Source organism: Streptomyces sp. NPDC058373 (genome assembly GCF_042723275.1).
GTDB lineage: Bacteria > Actinomycetota > Actinomycetes > Streptomycetales > Streptomycetaceae > Streptomyces.
Window position 1 is genome coordinate 1 of sequence record NZ_JBHXJE010000057.1, and the last position, 26,420, is coordinate 26,420.

Sequence of the window (26,420 nt, forward strand, 5' to 3'; positions counted from 1 at the left end):
GAACCCGAGGGGTTCCGGCCCGCCGCCTGCGACAAGCGTCCGTCAGCCGCGCAGGGCCTGGACCGCGGCCTCCAGCCGCTTGCCGAAGTCCTCGTCCGCCTGGCGGAAGTTGTTGATGGCCCGCTCGGCGATGTCGTCGCGCGAGACACCGGCGATGTTCTGCGAGAGGTTCTCGACCAGGCGGGTCTTCTCGTCCTCGGACATCAGCCGGTAGAGGTTCCCGGCCTGGACGAAGTCGTTGTCCTCGGCGTGGCTGGGCGCCTCGGTGTCGCCGGTCTCGCCGCTGACGGGGACGGGCTGCCAGAGCGCCCGGCCGGTCTCGGCGGGGCCGCCGAAGCTGTTGGGCTCGTAGTTCTTGGTGCCCTTGTGGCGGCCGTCGTAGAGCAAGCCGTCACGGGAGTTGGTGCGCGCCTCGGTGGCGTGCGGGCGGTTGACCGGCAGGTGGTCGGCGTTGATGCCGACGCGGTAGCGGTGCGCGTCGCCGTAGGCGAAGAGGCGGCCCTGGAGCATCTTGTCGGGCGAGGGGCCGATGCCCGGCACGAAGTGCGAGGGGCTGAAGATGGACTGCTCGACCTCCGCGAAGATGTTCTCCGGGTTGCGGTTGAGCTCCAGCTTGCCGATCTCGATCGGCGGGTAGTCCTCGTGCGGCCACACCTTGGTGAGGTCGAACGGGTTGAAGCGGTAGTTCGCCGCGTCGGCCGCGGGCATGATCTGCACCTGCACGGTCCAGGACGGGAAGTCACCGCGCTCGATGGCCTGGCGCAGGTCGCGCTGGTGGCTGTCGGGGTCGAGCCCGGAGGTCTCGGCCGCCTCGGAGGTGGTGAGGTTCTTGATGCCCTGGTCGGTCTTGAAGTGGTACTTGACCCAGAAGACCTCGCCGGCCTCGTTGCTCCACTGGTAGGTGTGCGAGCCGTAGCCGTTCATGTGGCGGTACGAGGCGGGGATGCCACGGTCGCCGAAGAGCCAGGTCACCTGGTGGGTGGATTCGGGGCTGAGTCCCCAGAAGTCCCAGACGTTGTCCGCCTCCTGGGAGCCGGTGTACGGGTCGCGCTTCTGGGTGTGGATGAAGTCCGGGAACTTGATGGCGTCCTTGATGAAGAACACCGGGGTGTTGTTCCCGACGAGGTCGTAGTTGCCGTCCTCGGTGTAGAACTTCAGCGCGAAGCCGCGCGGGTCGCGGACGGCGTCGGCCGCGCCGAGGTTGCCCGCCACGGTGGAGAAGCGCAGGAACGTCTCGGTCTGCTTGCCGACCTCGGAGAGGAACTTGGCGCGCGTCCACTGCGTGACGTCTGCGGTCACCGTGAAGGTGCCGTACGCACCGGCGCCGCGGGCGTGCACCACGCGCTCCGGGATGCGCTCCCGGTTGAAGTGGGCGAGCTTCTCCAGCAGCAGCTGGTCCTGGACCAGGACCGGCCCACCGACGCCCGCCGTCTCGCTGTTCTGGTTGTCGGCGACCGGGGCTCCGGCCTCGGTCGTCAGCGGTCCCTGCGTCACGTGCGCCTCCTGCGATGAATCCTGCACAAACCTGTCCCTTGGCGAATGCCGTAGCCGATCCTACAATGGACATTGTCTAAGTCAAGTGATCATCCAAAGTCACATCGGTTCGGGACTAGCTCCCCTCCCTGTTAGGCTGGTTCCATGAGTGACCTGCTGGAACGACTTCGTGGACGCGGCTGGCGGATGACCGCCCAGCGGCGCGTCGTGGCCGAGGTCCTCGACGGGGACCACGTGCATCTGACCGCCGACGAGGTGCACGCCAAAGCCACCTCCAAGCTGCCGGAGATCTCCCGCGCGACGGTTTACAACACCCTCGGCGAGATGGTGACGCTCGGCGAGGTCATCGAGGTGGCCACCGACGGCCGCGCCAAGCGGTACGACCCGAACGCGCACCGCCCCCACCACCACCTGGTCTGCGCCCAGTGCGGCACCATCCGCGACGTGCACCCCACCGGGAACCCGCTGGCGGACCTGCCCGACCAGGAGCGCTTCGGCTTCACCGTCTCCGAGGTCGAGGTCACCTACCGGGGCACCTGCCCCCACTGCGCCGCCGCCTGAGGCCACCCCACCCCCTCCCCCCGGACCCCGGACGCGCCCCTCGGCCGCCGGGGTTCCGCGTTTCCGCCGCCCCCTGGAATCTCCCTGTCCATACGGCGAGGTCGGCAACCTCCCAGCCACCCGCGAAGATCACCCACCGGGAGCCCGGAGCGCACACCGGGCCACCGGAAAGCCCCCGCACGCCCCCCGAACACGACGAAGGCCCGGATTCTCCAGAAGAGAATCCGGGCCTTCGCCCTTCAGTAGCGGGGACAGGATTTGAACCTGCGACCTCTGGGTTATGAGCCCAGCGAGCTACCGAGCTGCTCCACCCCGCGTCGATGAACTCGACCTTACGCGCCCCCACCGACCAGCGCAAATCCCTTACGAACCAGGAAGCCGAGGCCCACACCCCCTGACGAGCCGCCCCACCAACGCTTGAGGTGACCACCTCCCCAACCGGGCACCACCAAGCCCGGCCGACGACGCTTGAGGTGACCACCTCCCCCGCCCGGCACCACCAAGCCCCGGCCGACGACGCTTGAGGTGACCACCTCCCCCGCACGGCATCATCCAGCCCGGCCGGCGCTTGAGGCCACCCCTTCAGCCCGGCCGGCGCTTGAGGCCACTTCCCAGCCCGGCCGGCGCTTGAGGCCACCCCTTCAGCCCGGCCGGCGCTTGAGGCCATCAGTGACCGGCACCACCAACGGCGAGCCACCCCCGGCCGTCAGGCCGTGAGCTCCTGCTGAAGCTGATCCCGCAACTTGGCCGCCCGAGCGGCCACCTCCTTGGGCCCCAGCTCCATGGCCTGCCCGCACCAGTGGTCGGACTCGGCCAGCTCGCCTCGCCGGGCGTAGAGGAGGGCCAGCCGGAGCGCGGCCCGCCCGTGCCCGGCGTCGGCGGCCTGCTTCCACCACACCGCCGCCTCGGGCTCGCTCCCCTCGCGGGCCAGCAGCAGCCCGAGGTTGAAGGCGCCGTTCCGGCTACCGGCCTCGGCCGCCGTCCGGTACCAGCGCGCGGCCTCGACCACGTCGCCGCGCGCCGCGGCGATCATGCCGATCCGCACCTGCGCGCGCCGGTGCCCCAGGTGCGCAGCGCGCTCGTACCACTCCTCGCTCTCGGTCCGCTCCAGCGCCGGTTCGCCGAGTGCGGGCTGTTCGCCGTGCGGGCTGCGGGTGTCGAGCAGGGAGGCGAGGTAGTAGGCGCCGTCCGCGCTGCCGCCGCCCGCGGCGCACCGCAGGTGGCGCTCGGCGCCGCGCTCGTCGCCGTCCCGCAGCAGGGCGATCCCGGCCTGGAAGGCGGCCTCGGTGTGGCCGGCCGCGGCGGCCCGCTCGTACCACCGCTGGGCCCCGCGCTGGTCGCCGCGGCCGGCGTGCAGGATGCCCAGGTTGAACGCGGCGTCGACGCTGCCGAGTTCGGCGGCCTTGGAGAACCAGGGCTCGGCGCCGTCCGCGTCGTTCTCCTGGAGGAGGAGGACGGCGAGGGCGTTGGCGGCCTCGCGGTGGCCCGCGTAGGCGGCACGGCGGTACCACTGGTCGGCCTGGGCGGTGCGGTTCTGCGCGGCGCAGAGCAGCCCGAGGTTGTAGGCGCCGTTGACGTCGCCCGCGTCCAGGGCCGCGCGGTACCAGCGCTCGGCGGTCTGGGTCTCGCCCCGCTCGGCGTGGAGCGCGCCGAGGGCGTTGGCGGCGTTGCCGTCGCCCTCCTTGGCGGCCTTGAGCCACCACAGGGCGGCGTTCTCCTCGTCCCCCGCGTCGCGCAGCAGGAAGCCCAGCGCGCAGGCGGCCTCCGGCTCGCCCTCCTTGGCGGAGGTGAGGTACCAGCGGCCGGCCTCCTTCAGCTTGCCCCGGCCCTCCAGGATGGTGCCGAGGCGCAGGGCGGCGCGCCGGTGGCCGCGCGCGGCGGCCTGGCGGTACCACTGCTCGGCCTCGTGCGCGGCGTCCTCGCTGGTGCGGCCGCGCTCGTCGAGGATGCGGGCGAGCCGGTGCGCGGCCTCGCGGTGGCCCCGCTCGGCGGCGGCCCGCATCCACCGCTCGGCCCCTTCCTCGCGGCGGTGCTCCAGCAGGTCGGCGAGGGCGTAGGCACCGAGGGCGTGGCCCTGTTCGGCGGACTGGCGCAGCCAGTACTCGGCGGCGGGCTCGTCGCCGCGCTCGCGGTGGTGGCGGCCGAGAGCATGGGCGGCGGCGGCCGACCCTGCGACAGCGGCCACCTTCCACCAGCCGGCGGCCTCTTCGGCATAGCCCCGCTGGTGGAGGAGGACGCCGAGGTTGTTGGCGGCGGCGCGGTCACCCTCGGCGGTGGCTCCGCGCAGCAGCGGTTCGGCGCCGTCGAGATCGCCCCGGCGCAGCAGTTCGGCGCCGATCACGCTCATCGAGGCGGCGTCGCCCGCGCCCGCCACGCCGAGTCGGCGCACCTCGTCCTCGGCCGTACCGGTGTCGATGTCCTCCCGGTCGGCCGGCTCCACAAACCGGCCCATGTTCAACAGAGTCGCCTTGTCCCCCATAACGTCCATCGTTGCACCATCCGCAACCTTGGTACATCGGGAATCCCGACGCCCGAAGGTCACTACGGCGTTTTGTCGACATGCCCACAGGGAGATAAGTCAAACACATCCCAGTCCCGCGGCGTCACCGTCCGCCTACCCTCCCAACGCCCTTTGACGTCGGGCACCTTCGTACCTTTCGTACAGTGACGCAGGGCACACCGGGAGCCGTTGGCGTGTCATGGCTGTGGAGAGTTGGGAAAGAAGCCTTCGCAGGCGGCTGCCGCCGCGGCGCGAGCCCGGCCCCCGCCGCGGCACTCGCCCCCGGGCATGACGAAGGCCCGGATTCTGAGTCAGAATCCGGGCCTTCGCCCTTCAGTAGCGGGGACAGGATTTGAACCTGCGACCTCTGGGTTATGAGCCCAGCGAGCTACCGAGCTGCTCCACCCCGCGCCGTTGTTCGACAACCGTACCACGGCACGGGGTGGAGCCGGTCAGCCTCGGTCGGCCGCCTGCTCGGCCGGCTTCTTGCCGGCGTCCTTGTCGTCGTTCCCGTCCTGCTCGTCCTTGCGGGCGCCCTCGGAACCGGCGGACTCCGCCGGATCCTTGTCGGCGTTCTTGCCGGAACCCGCGTCGGCCTCGGCCTTCTCCATGGCCTCCAGCGCCTTCTCCAGCTCGGCCTGGGCCGTGCCGTAGGCCTCCCAGTCGCCTTCCTTCAGCGCGGCCTGCCCGTCGTCGAACGCCTTCTGGGCGTCCTTCAGGGCCTCCTCCACCGCGTTGCCGCCGGAGGGCGGGTCGGTGGGCTTCTCGGGCTCCTCGCCCGGCGGCTGTTCCGCGCCCTCGGCGCCGAAGATCTTGTCCAGCGCCTCCCCGAGGGTGTCCTCGAAGGCGGTGGCGCCGCCGTAGGTGACCAGGACCTTGCGGAGCAGCGGGTACTTCAGGCCGCCGCCTCGGACGTAGACCGGCTCGACGTAGAGCAGGCCGCCGTCCAGGGGCACGGTCAGCAGGTTTCCGTACTCGACCTCGGAGTCACCACCGCGCAGGAGGCGGATCGACTCGGCGATGTCCTGTTCGGAGTTGAACTGGCTCTGCACCTGCTTGGGGCCGCTGACCGTGGTGCTGGCCGGGAGTTTCAGAACTCTGATCTTCCCGTAGTCGTCCGCGTCCGCCTCCGCGTTGACCGCCATGAAGGCGCTCAGGTTGTCGCGGTTGTTGGGCGTGAACGTCGTGGTCAGCGAGAACGCCTGCTGCTCCTGGTCCGGCATCCGCATGCTGAGGTAGTAGGCGGGGACCGACTCGCCCGACTTGTTGGTCGGGTCGTCCGGGACCTGCCACACCTGGCTGCCGGAGAGGAAGGTGTTGGCGTTGTCCACGTGGTAGCGGGTGAGCAGCTCACGCTGGACCTTGAAGAGGTCCTGCGGGTACCGCAGGTGGTCCATCAGCTCGTCGGAGATGTCGCTCCGCGGCTCCACGGTTCCGGGGAAGGACTTCATCCAGGTCTTGAGGACCGGGTCCTTGGTGTCCCACTCGTAGAGCTTCACCGTGCCGTCGTAGGCGTCGACGGTGGCCTTGACGGAGTTGCGGATGTAGTTGACCTGGTTCTCCTGGGCCACCACCGCCCGCTGCTGGTTCTCCGCCGTCAGCGAGTCCGCCGTGGTGTCGCCGAGGGTGGTACGCGAGGAGTACGGATAGCCGTTGCTCGTCGTGTACGCGTCGACGATCCACTGGATCTTGCCGTCGACCACGGCCGGGTAGGCGTCGCCGTCGATGGTCAGCCAGGGCGCGACCGCCTCGACGCGGTCCTTCGGGGTGCGGTTGTAGAGGACCTGGGAGCCCTCGCCGATCGCTCCCGAGTAGAGGATCTGCGGCTCGCCGAAGGCGGCGGCGTAGGCGGCGCGGTTCACCGGGTTGGAGAGGTCGACCCCGCCCTTGCCGGAGAAGCTCGTCGTCTTCTCACCGTCGTCGTCGGAGTAGTCGATCTCCTTCTGGGGACCGCCGACGATCGAGTACTGCTCGGTGCGCTCGCCGTAGTAGATCCGCTGCTCGTACTTGTTCCTCACCAGATCGCCCTTGGAGGGCAGGTCCGACTCGGTGAAGACCGGGCGGCCCTCGCTGTCGGCCGTGGTGCCCTCGGCGGCGACCACGCCGAACCCGTGGGTGTAGCGGAAGTGGTCGTTGATCCAGTTGTTCTTCGGGATGCCGTTGAGGTTGAGCTCGCGGAGACCGATGACGGTGTCCTTGGTGTTGCCGTCGGCGTCCTTGTAGCGGTCCACGTCCAGGTTCTGCGGGAAGGCGTAGTAGCCCTTCATCTGCTGCAGCTGCTGGAAGGTGGGCGAGACGATGTTCGGGTCGAGGAGGCGGATGCTGGCCGCCTTGCCGACCTCGCCGCGCAGCTCGGTGCGGTCCTCCGTCTGGGCCTTGCCCGAGTACTCGGTGACCTGTGCGTCGTCGATCCCGTAGGCCTTCTTGGTGGCCTTGAGGTTCTGCTCGACGTACGGGGCCTCCTTGGCCTGCTCGTTCGGGTCGACCTGGAACTTCTGGACGATGGCCGGGTAGAGCCCGCCGATGAGGATGGCGGAGAGGACCATCAGGCCGAAGCCGATGACCGGGAGCTGCCAGGTGCGGCGCCAGAGCGTCGCGAAGAACAGCAGCGCGCAGATGACGGCGATGCAGAAGAGGATCGTCTTCCCCGGGAGATAGGCGTTGGCGTCGACGTACCTGAGGCCGGTCCAGTTCCCGGCGGCCTTGAAGTCACTGGACTTCACCGCCAGTCCGTACCGGTCCAGCCAGTAGGCGACCGCCTTGAGGGCGACGAAGAGGCCGAGCAGCACCGAGAGGTGGCCGGTGGCCGCGCCGGTGGCACGGGCGCCGGGGCTGGTGACGCGCAACCCGCCGTAGAGGTAGTGGACCAGGGCGGCGGCGATCAGCGAGAGGACCGCGGCGGCGAAGCCGAAACCCAGCAGGAAGCGGTACCACGGCAGGTCGAACGCGTAGAACGCGACGTCCTTGCCGAACTGGGGGTCCTTCTCGCCGAAGGGGACGCCGTTGATCCACAGCAGCCAGGTCCGCCACTGTCCGGCGGCCGAGGCCCCCGAGATCAGGCCGATCACGGCGGTGACGCCGATGAGCATCCACTTCTTGTACGGCGCGATGCTCATGCGGTAGCGGTCGAGGCTCTGCTGCTCCAGCGACATGGCGCTGAGCGGCGGGCGCAGACGGTGCGCCAGCCAGATGTTCACCCCCACCGCGATGGCCATCAGGAGTCCGAAGACGAAGAACAGACCGATCTTGGTCCACAGCGTGGTGGTGAAGACGGACGAGTACTCGACCGCCCGGTACCAGAGCCAGTCCGTCCAGAACCCGGCGAACATGACGAAGAGCATGGCCAGTACGGCCAGCACGCCCAACGTCATGAGCAAGGTCCTGGAGCGCCGGGACGGTCGGCCGACTCTGATCCGCGGCCCCGTGGGGCCTCCGCCGCGGTCCGGCATCTGGAAAGCCAAGGTGCGCACCTCGAAGTTCGCGGGTTGATTTTTCGCGTCGTTTTGTCGCGTTGGTGATCGCTTTTCTCGATCAGTCCGGGCCCCGCGATCCTAGGGCCCACTGATGCAACTTACGGAAGCTTTACTCAGTTCCCGATTCCGGGGGTCGACGAGGCAGGATATTGCGCATGTCCAATCTCTCCCCCTCCGGCCCCCCGATGGCCGGCTCCCCCCTCACCCGCGCCGTGCTGGAGATCGACGAGTACGTCGCCGGTCTCGGCTGGGACCGCCCCGCCCTGCTCTTCGCCCTGGTCGACACCGGACGCCTGCGTTCCGAGGAGCCCGGTCTCGCCGACCGCCTCGGCATCGGCGAGGACGTTCCCGACGCCGCCCCCCTCACCCCGGTCGAACAGGAGGAGATCCCGGCCGGGAAGCCGCTGGACGAGTTCCTCGCCACCATCGCCTGGCCGGACGCGGTGGCCGGCTGCGCCATCGTCGTGGAGCGGCTGATGCTGCCGCCGTCGGCCGAGGCGCAGGTCCCCGACGGGCTGGGCGACGCCGAGCTCGCGAAGTGGGTCGCCGCCCACCCGGACCGCCAGGAGGTGCGGATGACCGTCGGCGTGCTCCGCGACGGCACCCGCGACTCCGCTCTGCGGCTGCGGGAGAAGGACGCCTCGACGGAGGTGCTGACCGGGGCCGACCTGGTGCCGGGGCTCGCCGAGGCGCTGGCGGCCACCTTCGAGGAGTAGCCCGCCGCTCCGGCACCGCGCCGGACGTACGCCGAGGGCCCGGGTCCGTACCGCGGACGCGGGCCCTCGGCGTACGCGCGGCGGCTCGCGGTCCCCTGCCGGGGCGTCAGCCCGTCGCGCAGGCGGGGAGCGCGTCGGCGCGGTCCTCGCGGATCTTCTCCAGGGAGTCGAGGGCGTCGTCGATGGTGTCGACCTTGACCAGGGTGAGGCCCTCGGGGATGTCCTTGGCGGCGGTGGCGCAGTTGTCGGCGGGGGTGAGGAAGTACTGCGCGCCCTTGGCCCGGGCGCCCACGGTCTTCATGCTGATGCCGCCGATGGGGCCGACCGCCCCCTCCTCGTCGATGGTGCCGGTGCCCGCGATGAACTTGCCGCCCGTCAGATCCTCGGGGCTGAGCTTGTCCACGATGCCGAGGGCGAACATCAGCCCCGCGCTCGGGCCGCCGACGTCGGCCAGCTTGATGTCGACGGTGAACGGGAAGGTGTGGTCGGTCCCCGCCTGGATGCCGACGATGGCCCGCTTCGTCTCGGCGCCGCTCTTGCCCGCCGGGGCGGTGGTGACGGTGACCCGCTCGCTGCCGCTGGGCTCCTCGCCGGCCTTCTCGGCCGCGGCCGCGTCGGCGGCGGGCACGATGGTGAAGACGACCGGCTCGCCCGGCTCGTGCTTGGTCACCAGCTCGGCGACGTCGCCGGGCTTGCGGACCGGTGAGCCGTCGACGCTCTTGATGACGTCTCCGGCGTGCAGCTTGCCCTCGGCCGGATTGCCCTTGACGACGGTGGCGACGACGACCCGGGTGGAGACCGGGATGTCCAGCTCCCGCAGGGCGGCGACCTTGGCGCTCTCCTGCGACTGGGAGAACTCCTCGGCGTTCTCCTGCGTGGACTGCTCCTCGGTCTTGCCGTCCGGGTAGAGCGTCTCGTGCGGCACCACCACGTTGTCGTGGGTGAGCCAGCCGGCGACGGCCTGGAAGAGGTTCATCCGGTAGTCGGGGCTGGTGACCCGGACCGTCGTCATGTTGAGGTGGCCGTCGGCCGGATAGGTCTTGTGGCCCTTGATGTTCAGGACCGGCTCCCCGTCGTGGTCGCCCAGGGTGTTGACCGTCGGCCCGGGCGTCATCTCCGCGTACGGCACCTTGACGAGGATGCCCGCGCAGAGCAGCGCGATCAGCAGCAAGGTGGACGTCAGCATCGTCGCGGTACGGCGTGGCATGGCACGACAGTACGGGACCTGGCTGTCAGCGCACCGCCGGGGCCGGTCCGTCCGAGGGCTGCCGCGCCTCGGCCTGCTCGTCCGCGGCCGGGAGCTCGGCGGGCAGGCGGGAGTCCGCCTCGGCGGCATCGCCGTGCGACTTCTCCATGGCGGCGCGGAAGCGCGCGTAGCCCGCCAGTTCGGGGCCGTCGTTCCTGCCCGGGTTGCGGGCCGCCCAACTCCCCCAGAGGGCCGCGCCTATCGCGGCCATGAACGGAATGAGCAGCCAGGCGAGCGCCGCCATGCGTACCTCCACGGAACCGTGTCGAACTGGCCGATCAGCAGATTAAAGGTCTGCACGCCCAACGCTCGGGCCCGGGGCGGGGTTACGCAACCGGAACGATTCTGCCCAGGGGCGGCGGGGCTGCCGCCGCCCCTACGGGAACGGCGGCGACCCGCTGTCGGCCCGTTACGGCGAACGGGTCGGTCCGGGCCCGGTCAGCAGGCGCCGACCCACTCCTCGGTGCCGTCGCCGAAGGTCTGGTGCTTCCAGAGCGGGACCTCGTGCTTGAGGTCGTCGATGAGCATCCGGCAGGCGGCGAACGCCTCGGCGCGGTGCGGGCAGGAGACGGCGGCGATCACCGCGATCTCGCCGACCTTGAGGTCGCCGGTGCGGTGCACGGCGGCGAGCGCCCGCACCGGGTGGGCGGCGACGACCCGCTCGGCGACCCGGCGCAGCTCCGCCTCGGCGGTGGGGTGGGCGGAGTAGCCGAGCTGGGCCACGTCGGCGCCGCCGTCGTGGTTGCGCACGGTGCCGACGAAGAGGGCGGTGCCTCCGGCGGCGTCCTCGCCGACCGCCTTGAACACCTCGTCCAGCGAGAGCGGGGTGTCCCGTACGGCCAGCAGCGCGATCGGGTCCGCGGCGGCCCGCTCGCCCGGGTGGTCCGGGCTCTCCGGGTGCTCGGTGTGGGTGGATGCCATACGGCCATCGTGCCCCACCGCGCGGCTCGCGGGGAACAGTGGTTCCCACCGGCCGCGGGTGTGCCGGGCTGGAGCCTCCTCCAAACGCAGGTCTCGAACGTCAGGTCTCAGGGGTGTCCGCGAAGTCCTGCACGGCCACCACGGGCGCCGTGCAGGGCTTCGCGGACGCCCCTGCCGGTCAGATCCGGCGGCGTGCCTTGCGTGCCCGGCGGACGATCGCGGCCGTGCCAAGCAGGGCGACGGTGGCCCCGGCGGCACCCGCCGCGGTGGCGTCCTTGCGGCCCAGGCGCCGTCCGGCGACGGTGTGGCGGCCCGCGACCTCCTCCAGCAGCTCCCCGAGGACCTCCTCGTTGGTCCACTTCGGACGCCACCCGGCGTGGTGCAGCCTGCTGCCGCTGACCACCCAGGGGTACATCGTGTAGGCCAGGTCGCCGGCCGGGGACGGGGTCAGCCCGATCCGGTGGAGGCGGGCGGCGGCGCCGAGCGCCACGGCGGACGGCAGCTCCATGCGGCGGATGCCGCTCAGCTCCTCGACCTCCTCCTGCTCCAGCCAGCCGTCGCACCCCACGGCGAGGTCGCCCTCGACCCGCTCCAGCACCGCGTACTCCAGCGCCGCGCACAGGTCCTCGATGTGGCAGAACTGCCAGGCGGGCCGCGAATCGGCGACGACCAGCAGGCGGGGCGACTCGAAGTACCGGGTCAGCGCGGTGTCGGTGGAGCCGCCGACCAGCACGGCGGGGCGCACCACGGTGACGTTGAGTCCCGGGTGGGTGCGCGGCGCGCGCTTGGCGAGCCGTTCGATCTCCAGGAGGTCGCCGACGCCGGTCGCCTCGGCGGTGGCACGCAGCTCGGCGTCCTCCGAGAGCGGCAGCTCGTTGTCGGGCAGCGCCCCGTAGACCATGGCCGAGGTGCAGAGCACCACGCGGTGGACGCCGGCGGCGGGGGCGGCGGTCAGGACGGTCTGGGTGCCGCGCACGTTGAACGCGGTGCGGGCCGCCGGGTCGGACTCCAGGTCGAGGTCGAGGGCGAGGTGGACGACGACGTCGACGCCTCGCAGCTTCTCGGCGAGCGCCGGGTCGCGGACGTCGAGGATCTGCCACTCGGCGGCCTCGCACTCCCCGCGCCGCTCGTCGATCGCGATGACCCGCTTGATCTCCTCGGAGGCGGCGAGCCGCTCGGTGAGCAGGGCGCCGACGCCGCCGGCGGCACCGGTGACGGCGACCACCGGGCCGCGGACCGGGCGAGTGTCCCGCTCCACAGCGGGTTCGGGCGTGTCGGAGCCTTCGAAGGCCCCTTCGGACGGGGCCCGGCCCTGGGAAAGCGGGTCGGTCGGGCCGGACGTTTCGGTCACATGCGTGCGGTCCGCATCGGCGGCGGTCGGTTCGGACGAGAGGTCGGCCGGGTTTCGCGCTGCGCGAACCTGCGGATCTGGGGAACTCACCAGGTGTCTCCAGCGGTTGTCTTCAGTACGTACCCGAATGACACGTACGTACCAGGTGGCGTCCATCCTGCCGCAGGCCGCGGCCCGGCGGAGCACCGAGCCCCGACCGGCTCTTGGTGTCTACGCTGGGTAGTGAAGTCGGGCAAGCCGCCGCCGGAGGCACACCGGCGGCCCTACCAGCCGAGGATTCCCGTGAGTGACACCCCATTCGGATTCGGCCTTCCGCCGGAGGAGCCGGACGACGGCGACGAAGGCAAGAAGAAGGACAACCAGGGCGGTGGCGCTGGCCAGGGCCCGGCCGACCCGCTCGGATTCGGGATGCCCGGCATGCCGGGCATCGGCCCGGGCGGCGGCGACAACCCGTTCGCCGCGATGTTCGGTTCGCTGAACCCGGCGGACCTGGGCGCCGCCTTCCAGCAGCTCGGCCAGATGCTCTCGTACGAGGGCGGCCCGGTGAACTGGGACATGGCCAAGCAGATCGCCCGCCAGACGGTGGCCCAGGGCACCGCCGACGGCACCAAGGACGCCAGCGTCGGCGCCGCCGAGCGGCACGCGGTCGACGAGGCGGTGCGCCTGGCCGACCACTGGCTCGACGGCGTGACCGCGCTGCCGTCGGGGGCCAGCACCTCGGTGGCGTGGAGCCGCGCGGAGTGGGTCGAGGCGACCCTGCCGGTCTGGCAGGAGCTGGTCGACCCGGTCGCCGAGCGCGTCGGCGCCGCCATGGGCGACGTGCTGCCCGAGGAGATGAAGTCGATGGCGGGCCCGCTGCTCGGCATGATGCGCTCCATGGGCGGCGCCATGTTCGGCACGCAGATGGGCCAGGCCGTCGGCACCCTCGCCGGTGAGGTCGTCGGCTCCACGGACATCGGGCTGCCGCTCGGTCCGGCGGGCAAGGCCGCGCTGCTGCCGCTGAACATCGAGGCCCTCGGCAAGGACCTCGGCGTCCCGCTGGAGGAGGTCCGGCTCTACCTGGCCCTGCGCGAGACCGCCCACCAGCGGCTCTTCGCCCACGTGCCGTGGCTGCGCTCGCACCTCTTCGGCGCCGTCGAGGGGTACGCCCGCGGCATCGACGTCGACACCGCCAAGCTGGAGGACGCGGTCAGCCAGCTCGACCCGTCCAACCCGGAGCAGCTCCAGGAGGCTCTCCAGCAGGGCATGTTCCAGCCGGAGGACACCCCGCAGCAGAAGGCGGCCCTGGCCCGGCTGGAGACGGCCCTGGCGCTGGTCGAGGGCTGGGTCGACGCCGTGGTCCACGAGGCGGCCAAGCCCCGCCTCGCCTCCGCCGACGCGCTGCGCGAGACGCTTCGGCGCCGCCGCGCCTCCGGCGGCCCGGCCGAGCAGACCTTCGCCACGCTGATCGGCCTGAAGCTGCGCCCGCGCCGCCTGCGGGACGCCTCCCGGCTCTGGGCCTCGCTGGCCGACGCCCGGGGCGCCGACGGGCGGGACGCGCTCTGGGAGCACCCGGACATGCTGCCGACCGCGCAGGACCTGGACGACCCGGACGGTTTCGTCCACCGCGAGCACGCCGACTTCTCCGAGCTGGACAAGATGCTCGGCGAGGCCGCCGGCGGCCCGTCCCTCTCCAAGGACCAGTCCGAGGGCGCGGACGAGAAGGGCGAGGACCGTGCCGACGGCGCCGAGGGTTCCTCCGAGGACGGCGACGGCGGCGAGGGCCCGGCCCAGGAAGGCGGCGAGGGCACCCGGTGACCCTGCACGACGACGCGGTCCTCGTCCTCAAGGGGTACGAGGGCCAGCCGGAGCTGCGCCAGGAGTACCTGGACCACCTGGCCGCCCATCCCGACGGCATGTACAAGCCGTGCGAGGCCGGACACCTCACCGCCAGCGCCCTGGTCCTGGACCCGTCGCGCGGCCAGGTCCTCCTCACGCTCCACCGCAAGCTCACCATGTGGCTCCAGATGGGCGGCCACTGCGAGGCCGAGGACACCTCGATGGCCCGGGCGGCGCTGCGCGAGGCGGCCGAGGAGTCCGGCATCGAGGGGCTGGAGCTGCTGCCCGGCGGCCCGGTCCGCCTCGACCGGCACCCCATTCCGGCGCCGTGCAACTGGCACCTGGACGTCCAGTACGCCGCGCTCGCCCCGCCGGGCGCGGCGGCGGTGATCAGCGACGAGTCCCTCGACCTGCGCTGGTTCGCCTACGACGAGGTGGCCGAGGTCGCCGACGCCTCCGTGGTTCGGCTGCTGGCCGCTGCCCGGCAGCGGCTGACGGCGCGCGGCTGACCCGGACGGCCTCGTGGCGGGCCCGGCCGACCGGGCGGAGCTGACGGCGGGGTACGGGCGCGTGCCGTACGGCGTTCCGGAGGCGGGCGGAGCGGAGATCCACGGTCCGCCCGCTCCCCGCGCCGTCAGCTCCAGACGTTCCCCTGGTTCTGCCCGCGGGCGCCCTGCTGGCCCATGCCGAACTGTCCGGCGATCCCGCCGGTGGTGGCGTTCTGCGGGGGCAGCAGCTCGCTGGGCTGGACGAGGGCGAAACCGGAGCCGAGGAAGCTCAGCTCCCAGCCCTCGCCGGTGCTGCCCCGGCGCCGCCAGACGCCGGAGGAGTGGGTCTGGGCCTGCATCTGCACCCGCAGCGAGGTCGACCAGGCGACGATCGCGTCCGCGTCGGCGTTGACGTACTTCTCCGGGGTGACCTGGAGCATCAGCGGCGGACCGGAGGTCATGAGGGCGATCTTGCCCCGGCCGGTGATGTTCAGCTGGTACTTGCCCGAGCCGGAGATGCCGAACTGGCTGTCCACCGCGAGGACCTCGGCGTGCAGCGAGGAGTCCATGGCGAGAACGTAGGAGCTGTCGACGGTCAGCCCGTCCTGCTCCACCTCCAGGACGTGGACGTACTGCGCGAGGTTGGCGAAGTAGACGCTGCCCTGTCCGGAGCAGCGCATGAGGTCGAGCCCCTCGCCGGTCCAGGCACGGGCCTGCTGCTGCTGACGCGACTGGTACTCGCCGTCGAACTCGACCAGGCCCTGGTACGCGACCATGGCGCCCTTGCGGGCGAGGACGTCGTCGTGGCCGGTGAGGGTGACCTTCAGCATCTGCGCGTTCTGCAGCGTGTAGCGGTCCTGGGACTGCTGCTCGGTGAAGGCGAAAAGCGGACTCTGCATGGTGGTGGCTCCCCCTCAGCCCCGGACCCGGAGGCGGTCCGTGCTGTCCTCGCTGGGCTGGACGACGACGATCCCCTCACCGGAGAACGCCATCTGGTAGGCCTCGCCGCTGCCCCGGCCGATCATCGAGGAGGCCTTGAAGCTGCGCTTGCCCTTCACCTTGAGCTGCGGTGACCAGGCGATGAGCGCGTCCGGGTCGACGTACGTCTCGTCCTCGCCGCGCCCGCACTCGACCACGATCGGGGTGCCGCGCGAGGTCAGCGCGACCCAGCCCTGGCCGTCGACGCGGACGTTCCACAGGCCCTGACCGGCGAACTTGGCCAGCCCCTTGACCCGCTCGACGCCCCAGTCGAGCTGGGCGTCGAAGGCGAGCAGGTTGGTGCCGTTGACCGAGAGGGAGTCGCCGCCGAGGTTGATGGCGACCACGTCCGCGCCGTGGTCGGCGAGGTAGAGCAGGCCGTCGCCGCTGCACTTCATCAGCGGGGTGCCCTCGCCGGTGATCCACTGCCCGGCGATCTGGCGGACGGCCGGCGGATTGGGCTCGTACTGGACGAACCCCTCGTAGGCGACCATCGAGCCGGTACGGGCGTACAGGTCGTAGCCGCTCTGCATGGCGACCTTGACCATGCTGTGGCCGTGGTTCTCCATCCGGGCCGCGACGGGCGTCGGGGCAAAGCCCGCGAGCTGCTGGTTCATGGCTGTGCTCCCTCAGATCTCGTAGGGCTGGACGACGACGAAATTGCCGGGGGCGCCCCGGAACTGGAGGTTCACGCCCTCGCCGCTGTGGCCCGGGTAGGCGTTGCGCCTCATCCTGACCTGCGAGGAGACGATGACCTGGGCGGCGGCGGACCAGGCGACGATCGCGTTGCTGTCGGCGAAGGTGGTCGGCGTGACCGGCAGGACCACCGGGGTGCCGCGGGTCTTCACGACGACCGTCCCGGTCCCCTGGAACTGCAGGGTGAACAGGGCGCCGCCGGGGATGCCGTGGCCGTCGATCCGCCGGACCTCGTAGGCGAGGGACTCGTCGAAGGCGAGGACGTTCTCCGCGCTGACGCAGATCGCGTCGCCCTGGAGTTCGACCGGGTGGAGGTTGGCCTCGTTCTCCGCGAAGAAGACCTGGCCCTGGCCGGCGCAGCGCATGAGCGACAGCTCCTGGCCGGTGGCGTTCCCGGTGATGCGCCCGGCGAAGCCCGCGCCCTTGTACCCGAAGTCGACCTTGCCCTGATAGAGCACCATGCTGCCCTGCCGGGCCAGGACGGGCTGCGGGTCGGCTCCGAGGTCCGCGCGGACGAGCTGGCTGTTCTGCTGGGTCCAGCGGGTGCCGGTCGGGACCTCGCGGTACTTCTGGAAGGCGGCCGCCACACCGGGCGTGCCGCCGCCCTGGCTCTGGCCGGGGACCGCCTGCGTCTGCCCGTACGGGCCGGGCTGCGGCGGCTGCTGGCCGGGGAAGCCGCCGGGGGCGGGCTGCGGCTGGCCGTATCCGGGCGGGGGGCCGTGGTGCTGGGCGGGCGGCTGGCCGTATCCGGGCGCGGGCGGCTGACCGTACGGGCCCGGGGGCGGGGGTGGCGGCGGGACCTGGCCACCCTGGGGCGGGGCAGGGGGCGCCAGGGGCGCCGTCATGGTGGGCGCGGCGTGCACGGGTGTGGGGCGGGGCGGCTGCGGAGGACCCTGGTGGCCTGCGTGCGGGTGGGGCGCCGGGGCGTGTGGCGCCTGCGGAGGGACGTACCCGCCCGGGGTCTGCTGGGGCGCGGGGGCCTGCGGGATCTGCGGGGCCGGCGGCGCGGGGGCGGGCTGGGCCTGCTGCGGCAGGGGCTGCGCGGGTGGCGCCGGGGGCTGCTGGCCGGAGGGCTGCTGGGCCGGGGGCGCGAAGGCGGGCGGGGCGAAGGCGGGGGCGGCTTCGGGCGCCGGCGGGGACGGGGCTTCCGGCTCCTCCTCCAGGAGCTCGCCGCCGAAGTTCCGCAGCAGCGCCTCCAGGCCGCCGTCGAAGCCCTGGCCGACGGCGGCGAACCGCCAGACGTCCTTGAGGTAGAAGTCGCCGAGCATCACGGCGCGCTCGGTGCTGAACTCCGAGCCGTCGAAGGAGTACCGCGCGACCTCCTCGCCACCGGCGACGATCCGCAGGTAGCCGGGGCCGATCTGGGACATCTGGCCGGGGCCGTCGAGCGTGGCGGTGAAGGACAGCTTCTGGATCTGCGGCGGGATCCGCTCCAGCGTCACCCGGAACGACTCGGTGTCGCCCGCCTGCGCTCCGAGCAGCTGGAGCGACTCCTCCGGCGACTTCGGCTGGTTGAAGAAGATGAAGTACCGGTCGTCGGAGAGGCGCTCGTCGGCGTCGAGGCCGAAGCAGCTGATGTCGAAGGTGAGGCCTGGCCCTGAGACCTGCACGCCGACGTACAGGTCCGTGCCGGCCGTCAGGTCACTGATCCTGGCCTTGTGGCCGCGCTGGAATTCCCTGGCCATACGAAACGTCCGTCCCCCTACCGAAGCTGCTGGTCGAGCCAGGCTAACCGCTCGCGCCGACAACGCGGCGGGCCGGTACAGAGCCGATACACAACGGTGCCGCGGGGCCCCTCAGCCCCGGCTGCCGGGTCCGTCGGCGCCGCCGGGGCCCTCGACGCCGTCGTCCGCGTCGTCCTCGGCACCGCTGCCCGCCGGGTCGCCGTCCGCGGCGTGCGGCAGCCGCGCCGTCGCGGCCACACCCTCCAGATAACCGCGCGCCCGCTCGGTCCTCGGGTACGCCTCCAGCAGTTCCCAGAACCGCGGACCGTGCCCGGGCACCAGCAGGTGGGCCAGCTCGTGGAGGAGGACGTAGTCGACGACGTACTCGGGCATCCCCTGGAGGCGGTGCGAGAGGCGGATGCTGCCTTCGGCGGGGGTGCACGAGCCCCAGCGGGTGTTCTGGTTGGTGACCCAGCGCACCGACGCGGGCCGTGCCCGGCCGCCCAGGAACTGGGCGGAGAGCCGCGCGGCCCGCTCGGCGAGCACCCCGTCGGTCGGCTTGCGGCGCTTCTCCTGCCGGGCCAGCTTGTCCAGCATCAGCCCGACCCAGCGACGCTCCTCGGCCTCGGACATCCGCGCGGGGAGGAGGACCACGGTCCGGCCGTCCTCCCGGTACGCGGAGACCGTGCGGCGCCTGCGCGCACTCCGGCGCACCTCCACCTCACCCGTGACGGCGCGGGGGGCGGCGGGCTGAGCGGGGCTGGGCGGCGCGGCCTGGCTGCGCCGTGCGGGTTCGGCTGGCACGCTTCGACGGTACCCGGACAGCCAGGGGAAACGGGTCCGGCCGCCGCCGCTCCCCCGGATTCCACACCCCCGAGCGAGGGATTAGTACGACTATTCACGCCGCCTGTGGACAACTCCGGGCAGACTTGCCCGCTTCTGATCCATCCTGGGCTCCGCGACCGGCCGCACCAGGCGTCCGGGCCGTCGGCGCTTCCCGCACTCCGTGCGGCCGCGTCGGCCGACGAGTCCAGGGGGATCCGTGCACCTGTCCCATCCGCTTCTCAAGCCCGCCCTGCGGCGCGGCTGGCACGACCTGCGCACGGTCCAGTTCGGGGCGGCCCCGGCGCACGCGGTGGTGCTCGGCCCGATCGACACCGCCACCGGCAGCTTCATCGAACTCCTCGACGGCACCCGCGGCATGCCACTGCTGCGCGAGGAGGCCCACCGCATGGGCCTGGCCGAGGGGTACGCCGACCGGCTCGTGGGACGGCTCGCCCGCGCGGGCCTGCTCGACGACACCACAGGCGGCGGCCCCGGCGCGGCGGCGCTGCGGGAGCGCCCGGCGGCCCTGGAGCGGCTCCGCCCGGACCTCGGCTCCCTCGCGGTGACCAGCAGGGAACCAGGCGGCGCCATGGCCAGGATGGGCGCCCGGCGCGCCTCCAGAGTCCAGGTGCGCGGGGCGGGACGGGTCGGCGCCACCTTGGCCGCGGTGCTCTCCGGCGCCGGGGTCGGCCAGGTCGACGTGGTGGACGGGGGGTGCGTCGATCCCGGCGACGTTGCGCCCGGGGGCATGTCTGCCCGGGCGGTCGGGGAGCGCCGCACCGAGGCTGCCCGCAAGGTGGTCCGGCAGGCATCGCCCGGAGCGGCCCGCCGCTCCCGGAAGGGCCCACGGGCCGACAGCGGTGAGCCCGGGCTCTCCCTCGTCGTGGTGGCGCCGAGGGACGGGCTCGGCGCGTTCGCCCCGGATCCGGCGGCGGTGGAGCAGTTCGTGTCGTCCGGCATCCCGCACCTGTTCGCCGGTGTCCTGGAGGCCACCGGCATGGTCGGGCCGCTGGTCCTCCCCGGAGCGACGACATGCGCCCAGTGCGTGTCGCTGGACCGGGTGGATCGTGATCCGGCGTGGCCGCGCCTGATCACCCAGTGGCGGGCGAGCCGCCGACGCCCGTCCCCCTCCTGCGACCTGGCGCTGGCCACCACCGTCGCCGGATTCGCCGCCGCGCAGGCGCTGGCCTTCCTCGACGGCACCTTGCCTTCCGCCGCGGAGGCCCGGTGGGAGCTGGCCCTGCCCGAGTCCGCGTGGCGCGCGGTGGTGCTGTCCCCGCATCCGGAGTGCCCGTGTGACGCGGTCAACTCGCCCGACCGGGCCCGCGAGCCCGGCGAATCGCCCACCCTCTCAGGAGAGGGGCCCCCGCGGTCGGCACCGGCCGGACCTGTGCGGGCCACAATGGCAAAGAGCCGCTGACCGTCGGATGCGGCTCGGCAGTCTGGGACTTGGAGGGGCGCATGTCTGATCTTCCCCGGAAGGCGGTCACCAGGACCGCCAAGCTCGCTGCCCTGCCGCTGGGGTTCGCGGGACGGGCCACCTGGGGTCTCGGCAGAAGGATCGGGGGCATCTCCGCCGACATCGTCGGCCGGGAGCTCCAGCAGCGGACCGCCGAGCAGCTCTTCAAGGTCCTCGGAGAACTGAAGGGCGGCGCCATGAAGTTCGGCCAGGCCCTGTCGGTCTTCGAGTCGGCGCTCCCCGAGGAGATCGCCGGCCCCTACCGCGCGGCGCTGACCAAGCTCCAGGAGGCCGCGCCGCCCCTGCCCGCGGAAACGGTGCACGCGGTGCTGCGGGAGCGGCTGGGCGAGGAGTGGCGCTCCATGTTCCGCTCCTTCGAGGACCGGCCGGCCGCCGCCGCCTCCATCGGGCAGGTGCACCGCGCGGTCTGGCACGACGGCCGCGCCGTCGCGGTCAAGGTGCAGTACCCGGGCGCGGGCGAGGCACTCCTCTCCGACCTGGGGCAGCTCAGCCGATTCGCCCGGCTGCTGGGCCCGCTCGTCCCGGGTCTGGACGTCAAGCCGCTGATCACCGAGTTGCGCGACCGGGTCGCGGAGGAACTGGACTACGCCCTGGAGGCCGAGGCCCAGCGCATCCACGCCGAGGAGTTCGCCGACGACCCGTACATGCTGGTCCCCGGCGTGGTGCACCAGAGCGACCAGGTCCTGGTGACCGAGTGGATGGAGGGCATCCCGCTCTCCGAGGTCATCGCCGACGGGACCGAGGAACAGCGGGACTGGGCGGGCCAGCTGCTCTCCCGCTTCCTCTTCTCCGGCCCCGCCCGCACGGGCCTGCTCCACGCCGACCCGCACCCGGGCAACTTCCGACTGGTCCCCGCCGAGGACGACGACGGCTGGCTGCTCGGCATCCTCGACTTCGGCACCGTCGACCGCCTGCCGGGCGGCCTGCCGGAGACGATCGGCACCTCCTTGCGCCTGGCCCTGGAAGACCGCGCGGAGACGGTCTACGCGGCACTGCGGGCGGAGGGGTTCGTCAAGGACTCGGTCGAGCTGGACCCGGTCGCGGTCCTGGAGTACCTCCGGCCGATCATCGAGCCCGCGGTGGTGGACGAGTTCACCTTCACCCGCGACTGGATGCGCGGCCAGGCCGCCCGTCTCGCCGATCCCCGCTCCCCCGCCCACCAGTTGGGCCGCCAGCTCAACCTGCCGCCCGCCTACCTCCTGATCCACCGGGTGACCCTCAGCACCATCGGCGTCCTGTGCCAGTTGGGCGCCACGGTCCGGCTCCGGGAAGAACTGGAGGACTGGCTGCCCGGCTTCGTGGAGGAAGAGCCGCCGGAGGAGACGGGAGAGGGCGTTGCGGCCGGGGAGCCGGAGGCCGGCGGCGCTGTCCCGGTGCAGCCGGAAGCCGGGGGAGACGGGCCAGGCCCCCTGAAAGCCGAGGACGCCGGTGGGGACGACGGGGAAGCCGGGCCTGCCGACCCCGACCACCCGAAGGCCGGGGCCACCGGCCCCGACACCGCGGAAGCCGGAACCGAGCCGGTCACTACGAAAGCTGGGCCAAGCCCCACAAGCTGACGGCACGCCTCCCCCCGGGAGGCAACCCGTACCGCGACGGCGGCAGAGCTGCCGGGCCCCAGCGGCTGCGCCCCTTCAGGAGTGGCCTGGGTAGAGGCCACGGTCGGCGTGTACGCGGGTGAGAGGCGCCCCCTCAGTTGGGGGCGCCCCTCACGGATATCGGGTCTGCGTCCTACCGGCCCTGCCTTACCCGGCCCCTCCGCCGCGCACGGGCGAACGGGCCACCAGGGCTCTGTACGCGGCCGACCGGCTCGGCCTTCGCGTCGGCGAACCGGCCCGGGGTCCTCCACGGGCTGCCCGGTTCCGCCTTCGCGACGAACCAGCCCGGCCTCGCTCGCCCGGGCCGACGGGCTCACGGGCCGACGGGCTCACGGGCTCACGGGCTCGCGGGCTCACGGGCTCACGGGCTCACGGGCTCACGGGCTCACGGGCTCACGGGCTCACGGGCTCACGGGCTCACGGGCTCACGGGAACGTACCGAGGGCCCACGGGAGCCCCAGCTTCACGTCCGTGGACGGGGCGGCTGCGCCGCCGGTCAGCGGCACCGGCTGTGGGGCCGCACCGACGATTCGGTAGCGGCCCCCTTCGGTAGCCGTCTCCCCCTGGGCCCCATGCGGGCGCGACGAGGCGGCGCCAGACGCGGCGGCCGACAGACCTCAGCCCCGGCGACGGCGCGGTGCGCCCCTGCTCGGGCCGCCGACCGCACCGTCCGCCGGAGCGGAACCTTTACCGGTCAGTACTGCCGGTCAGTGCATGACGGCGATGGCGAGCGCGCGGCGGGCGCGCAGCGAGGCGCGCTCGGCGCGGCGCTGCATGCGCCGGGCGGCCACGAGCCGCTGCACCGGGCGGGCCTGCTCGGCCTCGGCCGTGCGTTGATCCATGTGCGCACGCGCCATGGCTTCTGGAATGAGTTGCATCTCTCGGGTCCTGTTCTGACGCGACTCGTTCGCGCCGGTGATGGTGGTGTCGGGGGTGGCGGAGCCTGCGGGCGCGCTCTCTGCGGTCCTGGCGGACGCTCGCTTCATCGGGGCCTGCTTCGTGGGGTCGTGCGTGAGGGGGCGGTCGATCGTTCCGGTGATGTTCATGCGGCGACCGGGTTCTTGCGCGGGCGGCCACGGGGCCGCTTGCGGGCGACGACGACGCCCTGGACGAAGAGCTCTCCGCCCCAGACGCCCCAGGGCTCACGCCGGTCCTTGGCGCCGGCGAGGCAGGCCTCGACGAGCGGGCAGGCACGGCAGAGGGACTTGGCGTACTCGACGTCGGCCGGGGACTCGGCGAAGAAGACCTCCGGGTCGTAGGCACGGCACGGCGGCGGGGTGACGAGGTTCTCGATGGCGTCGTCGAGAGCGGTGAGAGCGGTGAGCGGCGAAGACAAGGCGGAATCCTCCGGGATACCAGGTGGCGAGATCTCTTGTGACGGCGGTGCTGACGGGACGTGCGTTTCGGTCTGCACGGGCTTTGGTTCCTCGTCTGGTCGGTCCGGCCGGTGGGCCGGGTGGCGGCTGGTACCTGCACCTGTCCAGGGGCCCTTCACTGCCTCGCCCCGCTCGGGGCAAAACAAAAGGGCCGCGGTTCCCGGGTGGGGTTCCGCGGCCCTGAAGGCGCCTGCCTGATCGAGATCAGGCTGGATCACTCCAGGGTTCGAGCCCACGGAAGGCCCACATCGTGTGCTGCTTCGTCTTCGGGAATCCGGCACCGGCTGCCGCAAAGGCATAGACATGCGCCTCTGCCGCTGCTTCTACTGCCGGTGCCTGGATCGGTCGCACGTTCCGCTCTCGGACCGGGAGGTAAGAGAGGGAAATGGGGGACGCGGGACGCACGGCGGCGAGGCCGGGCATACCGGTACCCAGAGACGAGACGCCGGACATGCACAGGTTGACGACGGAACGATCGGTCATTTTCACGACCGTGCTGGTGGTGTTGATGCTGATCACTTCCATCGCCTCCTCTCGGCGTCTCGTGGACCGCGAACGGTCCTGTGTTTGCTTCCAGTACAGCACGGAGCCAGGGCTTCGAAGAAGCGCCTGTTCCCGTGCCTAAGAACCTATGGGGATTCGCGGGGCATGCGCAAACTATTTTCCGGACGAGTTTGGGTCAGCTCTCGTCCGCCCCACCCCCACCTTCTTGACCTGCGCAGATGGCGAGGACATCGGCTCCCCACCGGCGAAACTTCCGTGTGCCGACACCCGCGATGCGAATCAGTTCCGGCTCGTCCTCGGGCATCAGCTCGGCGATGGCCATCAGGGTCTTGTCGGTGAAGACGCAGTAGCTGGGCTGGCCCAGCCGCTCCGCCTCGGCCGCGCGCCAGGTGTGGAGCCGCTCGTAGACCCCCTCGTCCATGTCCGACGGGCAGGTCTCGCAGCGCATCAGCTTCATCTCACCGGCGTCGTTGAGGCTTCTGTTGCAGGTGCGGCACCTGACGGGCTTCCTCGGCCTCAGGCGGGCCTTCGCGGCGCCGCCCGCGCCGGCCCCGGAGACCGAGGAGGCTCCCCTGGTCGCCGGAGCGCCGCGGAGGTCCTTCAGGAAGCGGCTGGGGACGCGATGGGCGCGCCCGCCGGGGGCTCGGGACAGCGACCAGGAGAGCGTCAGCCGAAAGCGGGCGCGGGTGATGCCCACGTAGAGCAGGCGGCGCTCCTCCTCCAGTTGTTCGTCCGTGCGGGCGTAGGTGATCGGCATCATGCCCTCGGTGAGCCCGACCAGGAAGACGGCGTCCCATTCGAGGCCCTTGGCGGCGTGCAGCGAGGCGAGGGTGACGCCCTGGACGGTGGGGGCGTGCTGGGAGGCGGCCCGTTCGTCGAGTTCGGACACGAAGTCGGCGAGAGAGGCGCCGGGCCGGGCGGCGCCGAAGTCGTCGGCGAGCCGGGCGAGGGCGGCCAGGGACTCCCAGCGGTCCCGCGAGGCACCGGAGCCGACGGGGGGCTGTGCGCTCCAGCCGGAGGCGGAGAGCACCGCGCGCACCTGGGAGGAGAGGTCGTCCGCGAGGTCCAGCGCGGCGTCGTTGCCGCCGAAGCGGGCGGCCCCCCGCAGGGCGGACTGGGCCTCGCGGACCTCCCGCCGCTCGAAGAACCGCTCGGCGCCCCGGAGCTGGTACGGCACCCCTGCGTCGGTGAGCGCCTGCTCGTAGAGCCCGGACTGTCCGTTGGTGCGGAAGAGGACCGCGATCTCCCCGGCCGGGACCCCGGCGGCGACGAGGTCGCGGATGCGGCGGGCGGTGCCCTCCGCCTCGGACGGCTCGTCGCCGTACTCGACGTGCTGGGGTTCGGGTCCGGTGTCGCGCTGGGAGACGAGTTTCAGCCGGTGGTCGGCGGCGCGGCCGCGGGCCTGGGAGAGCAGTCCGTTGGCCAGGTGGACGATCTGCGGTGTGGAGCGGTAGTCGCGGACCAGCTTGACCACGGTCGCCTCGGGGTGGCGGACGCGGAAGTTCAGCAGGTGCTCCGGGGTGGCGCCGGTGAACGAGTAGATCGTCTGGCTGGCGTCACCGACGACGCAGAGGCTGTCGCGGTCGCCGAGCCAGAGTTCGAGGAGGCGCTGCTGGAGCGGGCTGACGTCCTGGTACTCGTCGACGACGAAGTGCTGGTACTGGGAGCGCACGTGGTCGGCGATGTCCCGGCGGTCCTGGAGGATGCCGATGGTCAGCAGCAGCACGTCCTCGAAGTCGATGACGCCCCTGTCCCGTTTGAGCTGCTCGTACCGGGCGTAGATCTGGGCCAGCTCGGCAGGGTCGCGGGGAGCCTCGCGCTGGCTCTTGGCGACGCTCTCGGCGTAGTCGCCAGGGACGGTCTGGGTGACCTTGGCCCACTCGATCTCGCCGGTGGCGTCCCGGAGCTGGTTGCGGTCGAGGCGGATGCCGCAGCCCGCGCCCGCCTCGGCGACCAGTTGGGCCTTGCGTTCGACCAGGCGTGGCAGGGCCCCGCCGACGGCTTTCGGCCAGAAGTACTGGAGCTGGCGGAGGGCCGCCGAGTGGAAGGTGCGGGCCTGCACACCGCCGGCGCCGAGCTGGCGGAGGCGGCCGCGCATCTCGCCCGCGGCGCGGTTGGTGAAGGTGACGGCGAGGACGCTGGTGGGCTGGAAGCGGTCGGTCCGTACCCCGTAGGCGATGCGGTGGGTGAGGGCGCGGGTCTTGCCCGTACCCGCTCCGGCCAGCACACACACCGGCCCGTGCAGTGCCGTGGCCACGGCGCGCTGCTCGGGGTCCAGGCCCGCGAGCACGTCGTCGGCCGATTCCGGGACGTGCGGGAAGGAAGAGGGGTGCGTTGCTGATGTCACCCCGCCATGCTGCCAGGTCCGCCGCCCTCGGCGCCGGGCCCGTCCCCAGCCACCGGCCTCCGATCATATTGACCACATGAACCGGGGTGCGGCGTGGACCACCCGCCGGGCGGCTTCGTTCACTTCGAGCGGCAGCGTTTGTCTGTCGGTCCGGACAGCGGTTGGGGACCTTGAGGTCCGTGGATGTCCACCAAAGAGGGCAGCACCGGCTCAGGGGGTTGCTGAGCCGGTCGATGCGGAGCTCGGGCCAGGCAAGTGACCGTCCGGTGGTGCTCTGGCGAGCCCGTGAGGTCAATACGCTCGTGACAGAACGATGACGTAGCGAAGGGCCGCCTGTAACTCGGTGCGAGATACAAATATTTCCGACCGCACCCACCGCGCCACTCA

The 26,420-nt window shown here is 72.1% G+C and carries 21 protein-coding genes and 2 tRNA genes; 6 read left to right on the top strand and 17 right to left on the bottom strand.

Features of this window, described 5'->3' with window-relative positions; translation table 11 throughout:
• Nucleotides 1-42 precede the first annotated feature (42 nt).
• Nucleotides 43-1,494 carry a catalase gene (locus ACFWMZ_RS25105; RefSeq protein WP_383182756.1) on the bottom strand — a complete coding sequence of 484 codons (1,452 nt, stop codon included), beginning with the start codon at nucleotides 1,492-1,494 and terminating at the stop codon, nucleotides 43-45.
• 144 nt (nucleotides 1,495-1,638) lie between these two features.
• Here ACFWMZ_RS25105 and ACFWMZ_RS25110 point away from each other — a divergent pair, with 144 nt between their 5' ends.
• Entirely contained in the window at nucleotides 1,639-2,055 is a 417-nt protein-coding gene (locus tag ACFWMZ_RS25110) for a Fur family transcriptional regulator (RefSeq protein WP_383182758.1), read from the top strand.
• A gap of 243 nt (nucleotides 2,056-2,298) precedes the next feature.
• On the opposite strand, the gene ACFWMZ_RS25115 is transcribed toward ACFWMZ_RS25110, so the two are convergent.
• From ACFWMZ_RS25115 to ACFWMZ_RS25130, 4 genes are all read right to left on the bottom strand, one after another.
• Nucleotides 2,299-2,372 (bottom strand) — tRNA-Met (locus ACFWMZ_RS25115).
• Nucleotides 2,373-2,761: 389 nt separating this feature from the next.
• Nucleotides 2,762-4,543 carry a sel1 repeat family protein gene (locus tag ACFWMZ_RS25120; RefSeq protein WP_383182760.1) on the bottom strand — a complete coding sequence of 594 codons (1,782 nt, stop codon included), beginning with the start codon at nucleotides 4,541-4,543 and terminating at the stop codon, nucleotides 2,762-2,764.
• A 349-nt stretch (nucleotides 4,544-4,892) separates the two neighbouring features.
• Nucleotides 4,893-4,966, bottom strand: a tRNA-Met gene (locus ACFWMZ_RS25125).
• Between the two features lie 41 nt (nucleotides 4,967-5,007).
• On the bottom strand, nucleotides 5,008-8,004 hold the full coding sequence (locus ACFWMZ_RS25130) for a UPF0182 family protein (RefSeq protein WP_383204273.1): 2,997 nt from the start codon (nucleotides 8,002-8,004) through the stop codon (nucleotides 5,008-5,010).
• Between the two features lie 179 nt (nucleotides 8,005-8,183).
• Here ACFWMZ_RS25130 and ACFWMZ_RS25135 point away from each other — a divergent pair, with 179 nt between their 5' ends.
• Complete coding sequence (locus ACFWMZ_RS25135; RefSeq protein ID WP_383182762.1) at nucleotides 8,184-8,744, top strand: PPA1309 family protein; 561 nt, start codon at nucleotides 8,184-8,186, stop codon at nucleotides 8,742-8,744.
• Between the two features lie 106 nt (nucleotides 8,745-8,850).
• Here ACFWMZ_RS25135 and ACFWMZ_RS25140 read toward each other — a convergent pair whose 3' ends face one another.
• The 4 genes from ACFWMZ_RS25140 to ACFWMZ_RS25155 all read right to left on the bottom strand — a co-directional run bounded on the left by ACFWMZ_RS25140 (nucleotide 8,851) and on the right by ACFWMZ_RS25155 (nucleotide 12,352).
• Nucleotides 8,851-9,951, bottom strand: coding sequence for a PDZ domain-containing protein (locus ACFWMZ_RS25140; RefSeq protein ID WP_383182764.1), 1,101 nt, complete (start codon nucleotides 9,949-9,951; stop codon nucleotides 8,851-8,853).
• A 25-nt stretch (nucleotides 9,952-9,976) separates the two neighbouring features.
• The gene (locus ACFWMZ_RS25145; RefSeq protein WP_383204235.1) at nucleotides 9,977-10,234 is read right to left on the bottom strand and encodes a hypothetical protein; all 258 of its coding nucleotides are present in this window, start codon (nucleotides 10,232-10,234) and stop codon (nucleotides 9,977-9,979) included.
• Nucleotides 10,235-10,428: 194 nt separating this feature from the next.
• Nucleotides 10,429-10,911: a molybdenum cofactor biosynthesis protein MoaE gene (locus ACFWMZ_RS25150; protein WP_383182766.1), complete on the bottom strand. Its 483-nt coding sequence runs from the start codon at nucleotides 10,909-10,911 to the stop codon at nucleotides 10,429-10,431.
• A gap of 178 nt (nucleotides 10,912-11,089) precedes the next feature.
• Nucleotides 11,090-12,352, bottom strand: a complete 1,263-nt coding sequence (locus tag ACFWMZ_RS25155) for an SDR family oxidoreductase (RefSeq protein WP_383204238.1) — start codon at nucleotides 12,350-12,352, stop codon at nucleotides 11,090-11,092.
• Between the two features lie 192 nt (nucleotides 12,353-12,544).
• Between ACFWMZ_RS25155 and ACFWMZ_RS25160 the strand changes: the two genes are divergently transcribed.
• Complete coding sequence (locus ACFWMZ_RS25160) at nucleotides 12,545-14,059, top strand: zinc-dependent metalloprotease (RefSeq protein ID WP_383182770.1); 1,515 nt, start codon at nucleotides 12,545-12,547, stop codon at nucleotides 14,057-14,059.
• Nucleotides 14,056-14,589, top strand: coding sequence for an NUDIX hydrolase (locus ACFWMZ_RS25165; protein WP_383182772.1), 534 nt, complete (start codon nucleotides 14,056-14,058; stop codon nucleotides 14,587-14,589). Before ACFWMZ_RS25160 ends, ACFWMZ_RS25165 begins: the two co-directional genes overlap by 4 nt.
• Nucleotides 14,590-14,714: 125 nt before the next feature.
• Here ACFWMZ_RS25165 and ACFWMZ_RS25170 read toward each other — a convergent pair whose 3' ends face one another.
• From ACFWMZ_RS25170 to ACFWMZ_RS25185, 4 genes are all read right to left on the bottom strand, one after another.
• A complete protein-coding gene (locus ACFWMZ_RS25170; protein ID WP_383204241.1) occupies nucleotides 14,715-15,467 on the bottom strand; it encodes an AIM24 family protein in 753 nt (250 codons plus the stop codon).
• Nucleotides 15,468-15,482: 15 nt separating this feature from the next.
• On the bottom strand, nucleotides 15,483-16,163 hold the full coding sequence (locus ACFWMZ_RS25175) for an AIM24 family protein (RefSeq protein ID WP_383182776.1): 681 nt from the start codon (nucleotides 16,161-16,163) through the stop codon (nucleotides 15,483-15,485).
• Nucleotides 16,164-16,175: 12 nt separating this feature from the next.
• Nucleotides 16,176-17,927, bottom strand: coding sequence for a TerD family protein (locus ACFWMZ_RS25180; RefSeq protein ID WP_383204244.1), 1,752 nt, complete (start codon nucleotides 17,925-17,927; stop codon nucleotides 16,176-16,178).
• A 111-nt stretch (nucleotides 17,928-18,038) separates the two neighbouring features.
• The gene (locus tag ACFWMZ_RS25185; protein ID WP_383204247.1) at nucleotides 18,039-18,710 is read right to left on the bottom strand and encodes a M48 family metallopeptidase; all 672 of its coding nucleotides are present in this window, start codon (nucleotides 18,708-18,710) and stop codon (nucleotides 18,039-18,041) included.
• 238 nt (nucleotides 18,711-18,948) lie between these two features.
• Between ACFWMZ_RS25185 and ACFWMZ_RS25190 the strand changes: the two genes are divergently transcribed.
• Complete coding sequence (locus ACFWMZ_RS25190; RefSeq protein ID WP_383204250.1) at nucleotides 18,949-20,151, top strand: ThiF family adenylyltransferase; 1,203 nt, start codon at nucleotides 18,949-18,951, stop codon at nucleotides 20,149-20,151.
• 41 nt (nucleotides 20,152-20,192) lie between these two features.
• On the top strand, nucleotides 20,193-21,767 hold the full coding sequence (locus tag ACFWMZ_RS25195) for an ABC1 kinase family protein (protein WP_383204253.1): 1,575 nt from the start codon (nucleotides 20,193-20,195) through the stop codon (nucleotides 21,765-21,767).
• 746 nt (nucleotides 21,768-22,513) lie between these two features.
• Here ACFWMZ_RS25195 and ACFWMZ_RS25200 read toward each other — a convergent pair.
• The 4 genes from ACFWMZ_RS25200 to ACFWMZ_RS25215 form a co-directional block, all read right to left on the bottom strand.
• The gene (locus ACFWMZ_RS25200; protein WP_383182786.1) at nucleotides 22,514-22,852 is read right to left on the bottom strand and encodes a hypothetical protein; all 339 of its coding nucleotides are present in this window, start codon (nucleotides 22,850-22,852) and stop codon (nucleotides 22,514-22,516) included.
• Nucleotides 22,849-23,220: a WhiB family transcriptional regulator gene (locus ACFWMZ_RS25205; protein ID WP_383182788.1), complete on the bottom strand. Its 372-nt coding sequence runs from the start codon at nucleotides 23,218-23,220 to the stop codon at nucleotides 22,849-22,851. Before ACFWMZ_RS25205 ends, ACFWMZ_RS25200 begins: the two co-directional genes overlap by 4 nt.
• Nucleotides 23,221-23,386: 166 nt before the next feature.
• A complete protein-coding gene (locus ACFWMZ_RS25210; protein ID WP_383204256.1) occupies nucleotides 23,387-23,701 on the bottom strand; it encodes a hypothetical protein in 315 nt (104 codons plus the stop codon).
• Nucleotides 23,702-23,861: 160 nt separating this feature from the next.
• Nucleotides 23,862-26,033 (bottom strand): ATP-dependent DNA helicase UvrD2, encoded by a 2,172-nt coding sequence (locus ACFWMZ_RS25215; protein ID WP_383204259.1) that lies wholly within the window; start codon nucleotides 26,031-26,033, stop codon nucleotides 23,862-23,864.
• Between the last annotated feature and the right edge of the window lie 387 nt (nucleotides 26,034-26,420).

What these genes read in the sequence shown, in the direction of transcription:
- ACFWMZ_RS25110 (WP_383182758.1), top strand. Translation starts at nt 1,639, where the DNA reads ATGAGTGACCTGCTGGAACGACTTCGTGGACGCGGCTGGCGGATGACC.
- ACFWMZ_RS25120 (WP_383182760.1), bottom strand. Translation starts at nt 4,543, where the DNA reads ATGGACGTTATGGGGGACAAGGCGACTCTGTTGAACATGGGCCGGTTT.
- ACFWMZ_RS25130 (WP_383204273.1), bottom strand. Translation starts at nt 8,004, where the DNA reads ATGCCGGACCGCGGCGGAGGCCCCACGGGGCCGCGGATCAGAGTCGGC.
- ACFWMZ_RS25135 (WP_383182762.1), top strand. Translation starts at nt 8,184, where the DNA reads ATGTCCAATCTCTCCCCCTCCGGCCCCCCGATGGCCGGCTCCCCCCTC.
- ACFWMZ_RS25140 (WP_383182764.1), bottom strand. Translation starts at nt 9,951, where the DNA reads ATGCCACGCCGTACCGCGACGATGCTGACGTCCACCTTGCTGCTGATC.
- ACFWMZ_RS25145 (WP_383204235.1), bottom strand. Translation starts at nt 10,234, where the DNA reads ATGGCGGCGCTCGCCTGGCTGCTCATTCCGTTCATGGCCGCGATAGGC.
- ACFWMZ_RS25150 (WP_383182766.1), bottom strand. Translation starts at nt 10,911, where the DNA reads ATGGCATCCACCCACACCGAGCACCCGGAGAGCCCGGACCACCCGGGC.
- ACFWMZ_RS25170 (WP_383204241.1), bottom strand. Translation starts at nt 15,467, where the DNA reads ATGCAGAGTCCGCTTTTCGCCTTCACCGAGCAGCAGTCCCAGGACCGC.
- ACFWMZ_RS25175 (WP_383182776.1), bottom strand. Translation starts at nt 16,163, where the DNA reads ATGAACCAGCAGCTCGCGGGCTTTGCCCCGACGCCCGTCGCGGCCCGG.
- ACFWMZ_RS25180 (WP_383204244.1), bottom strand. Translation starts at nt 17,927, where the DNA reads ATGGCCAGGGAATTCCAGCGCGGCCACAAGGCCAGGATCAGTGACCTG.
- ACFWMZ_RS25195 (WP_383204253.1), top strand. Translation starts at nt 20,193, where the DNA reads ATGTCTGATCTTCCCCGGAAGGCGGTCACCAGGACCGCCAAGCTCGCT.
- ACFWMZ_RS25200 (WP_383182786.1), bottom strand. Translation starts at nt 22,852, where the DNA reads ATGAACATCACCGGAACGATCGACCGCCCCCTCACGCACGACCCCACG.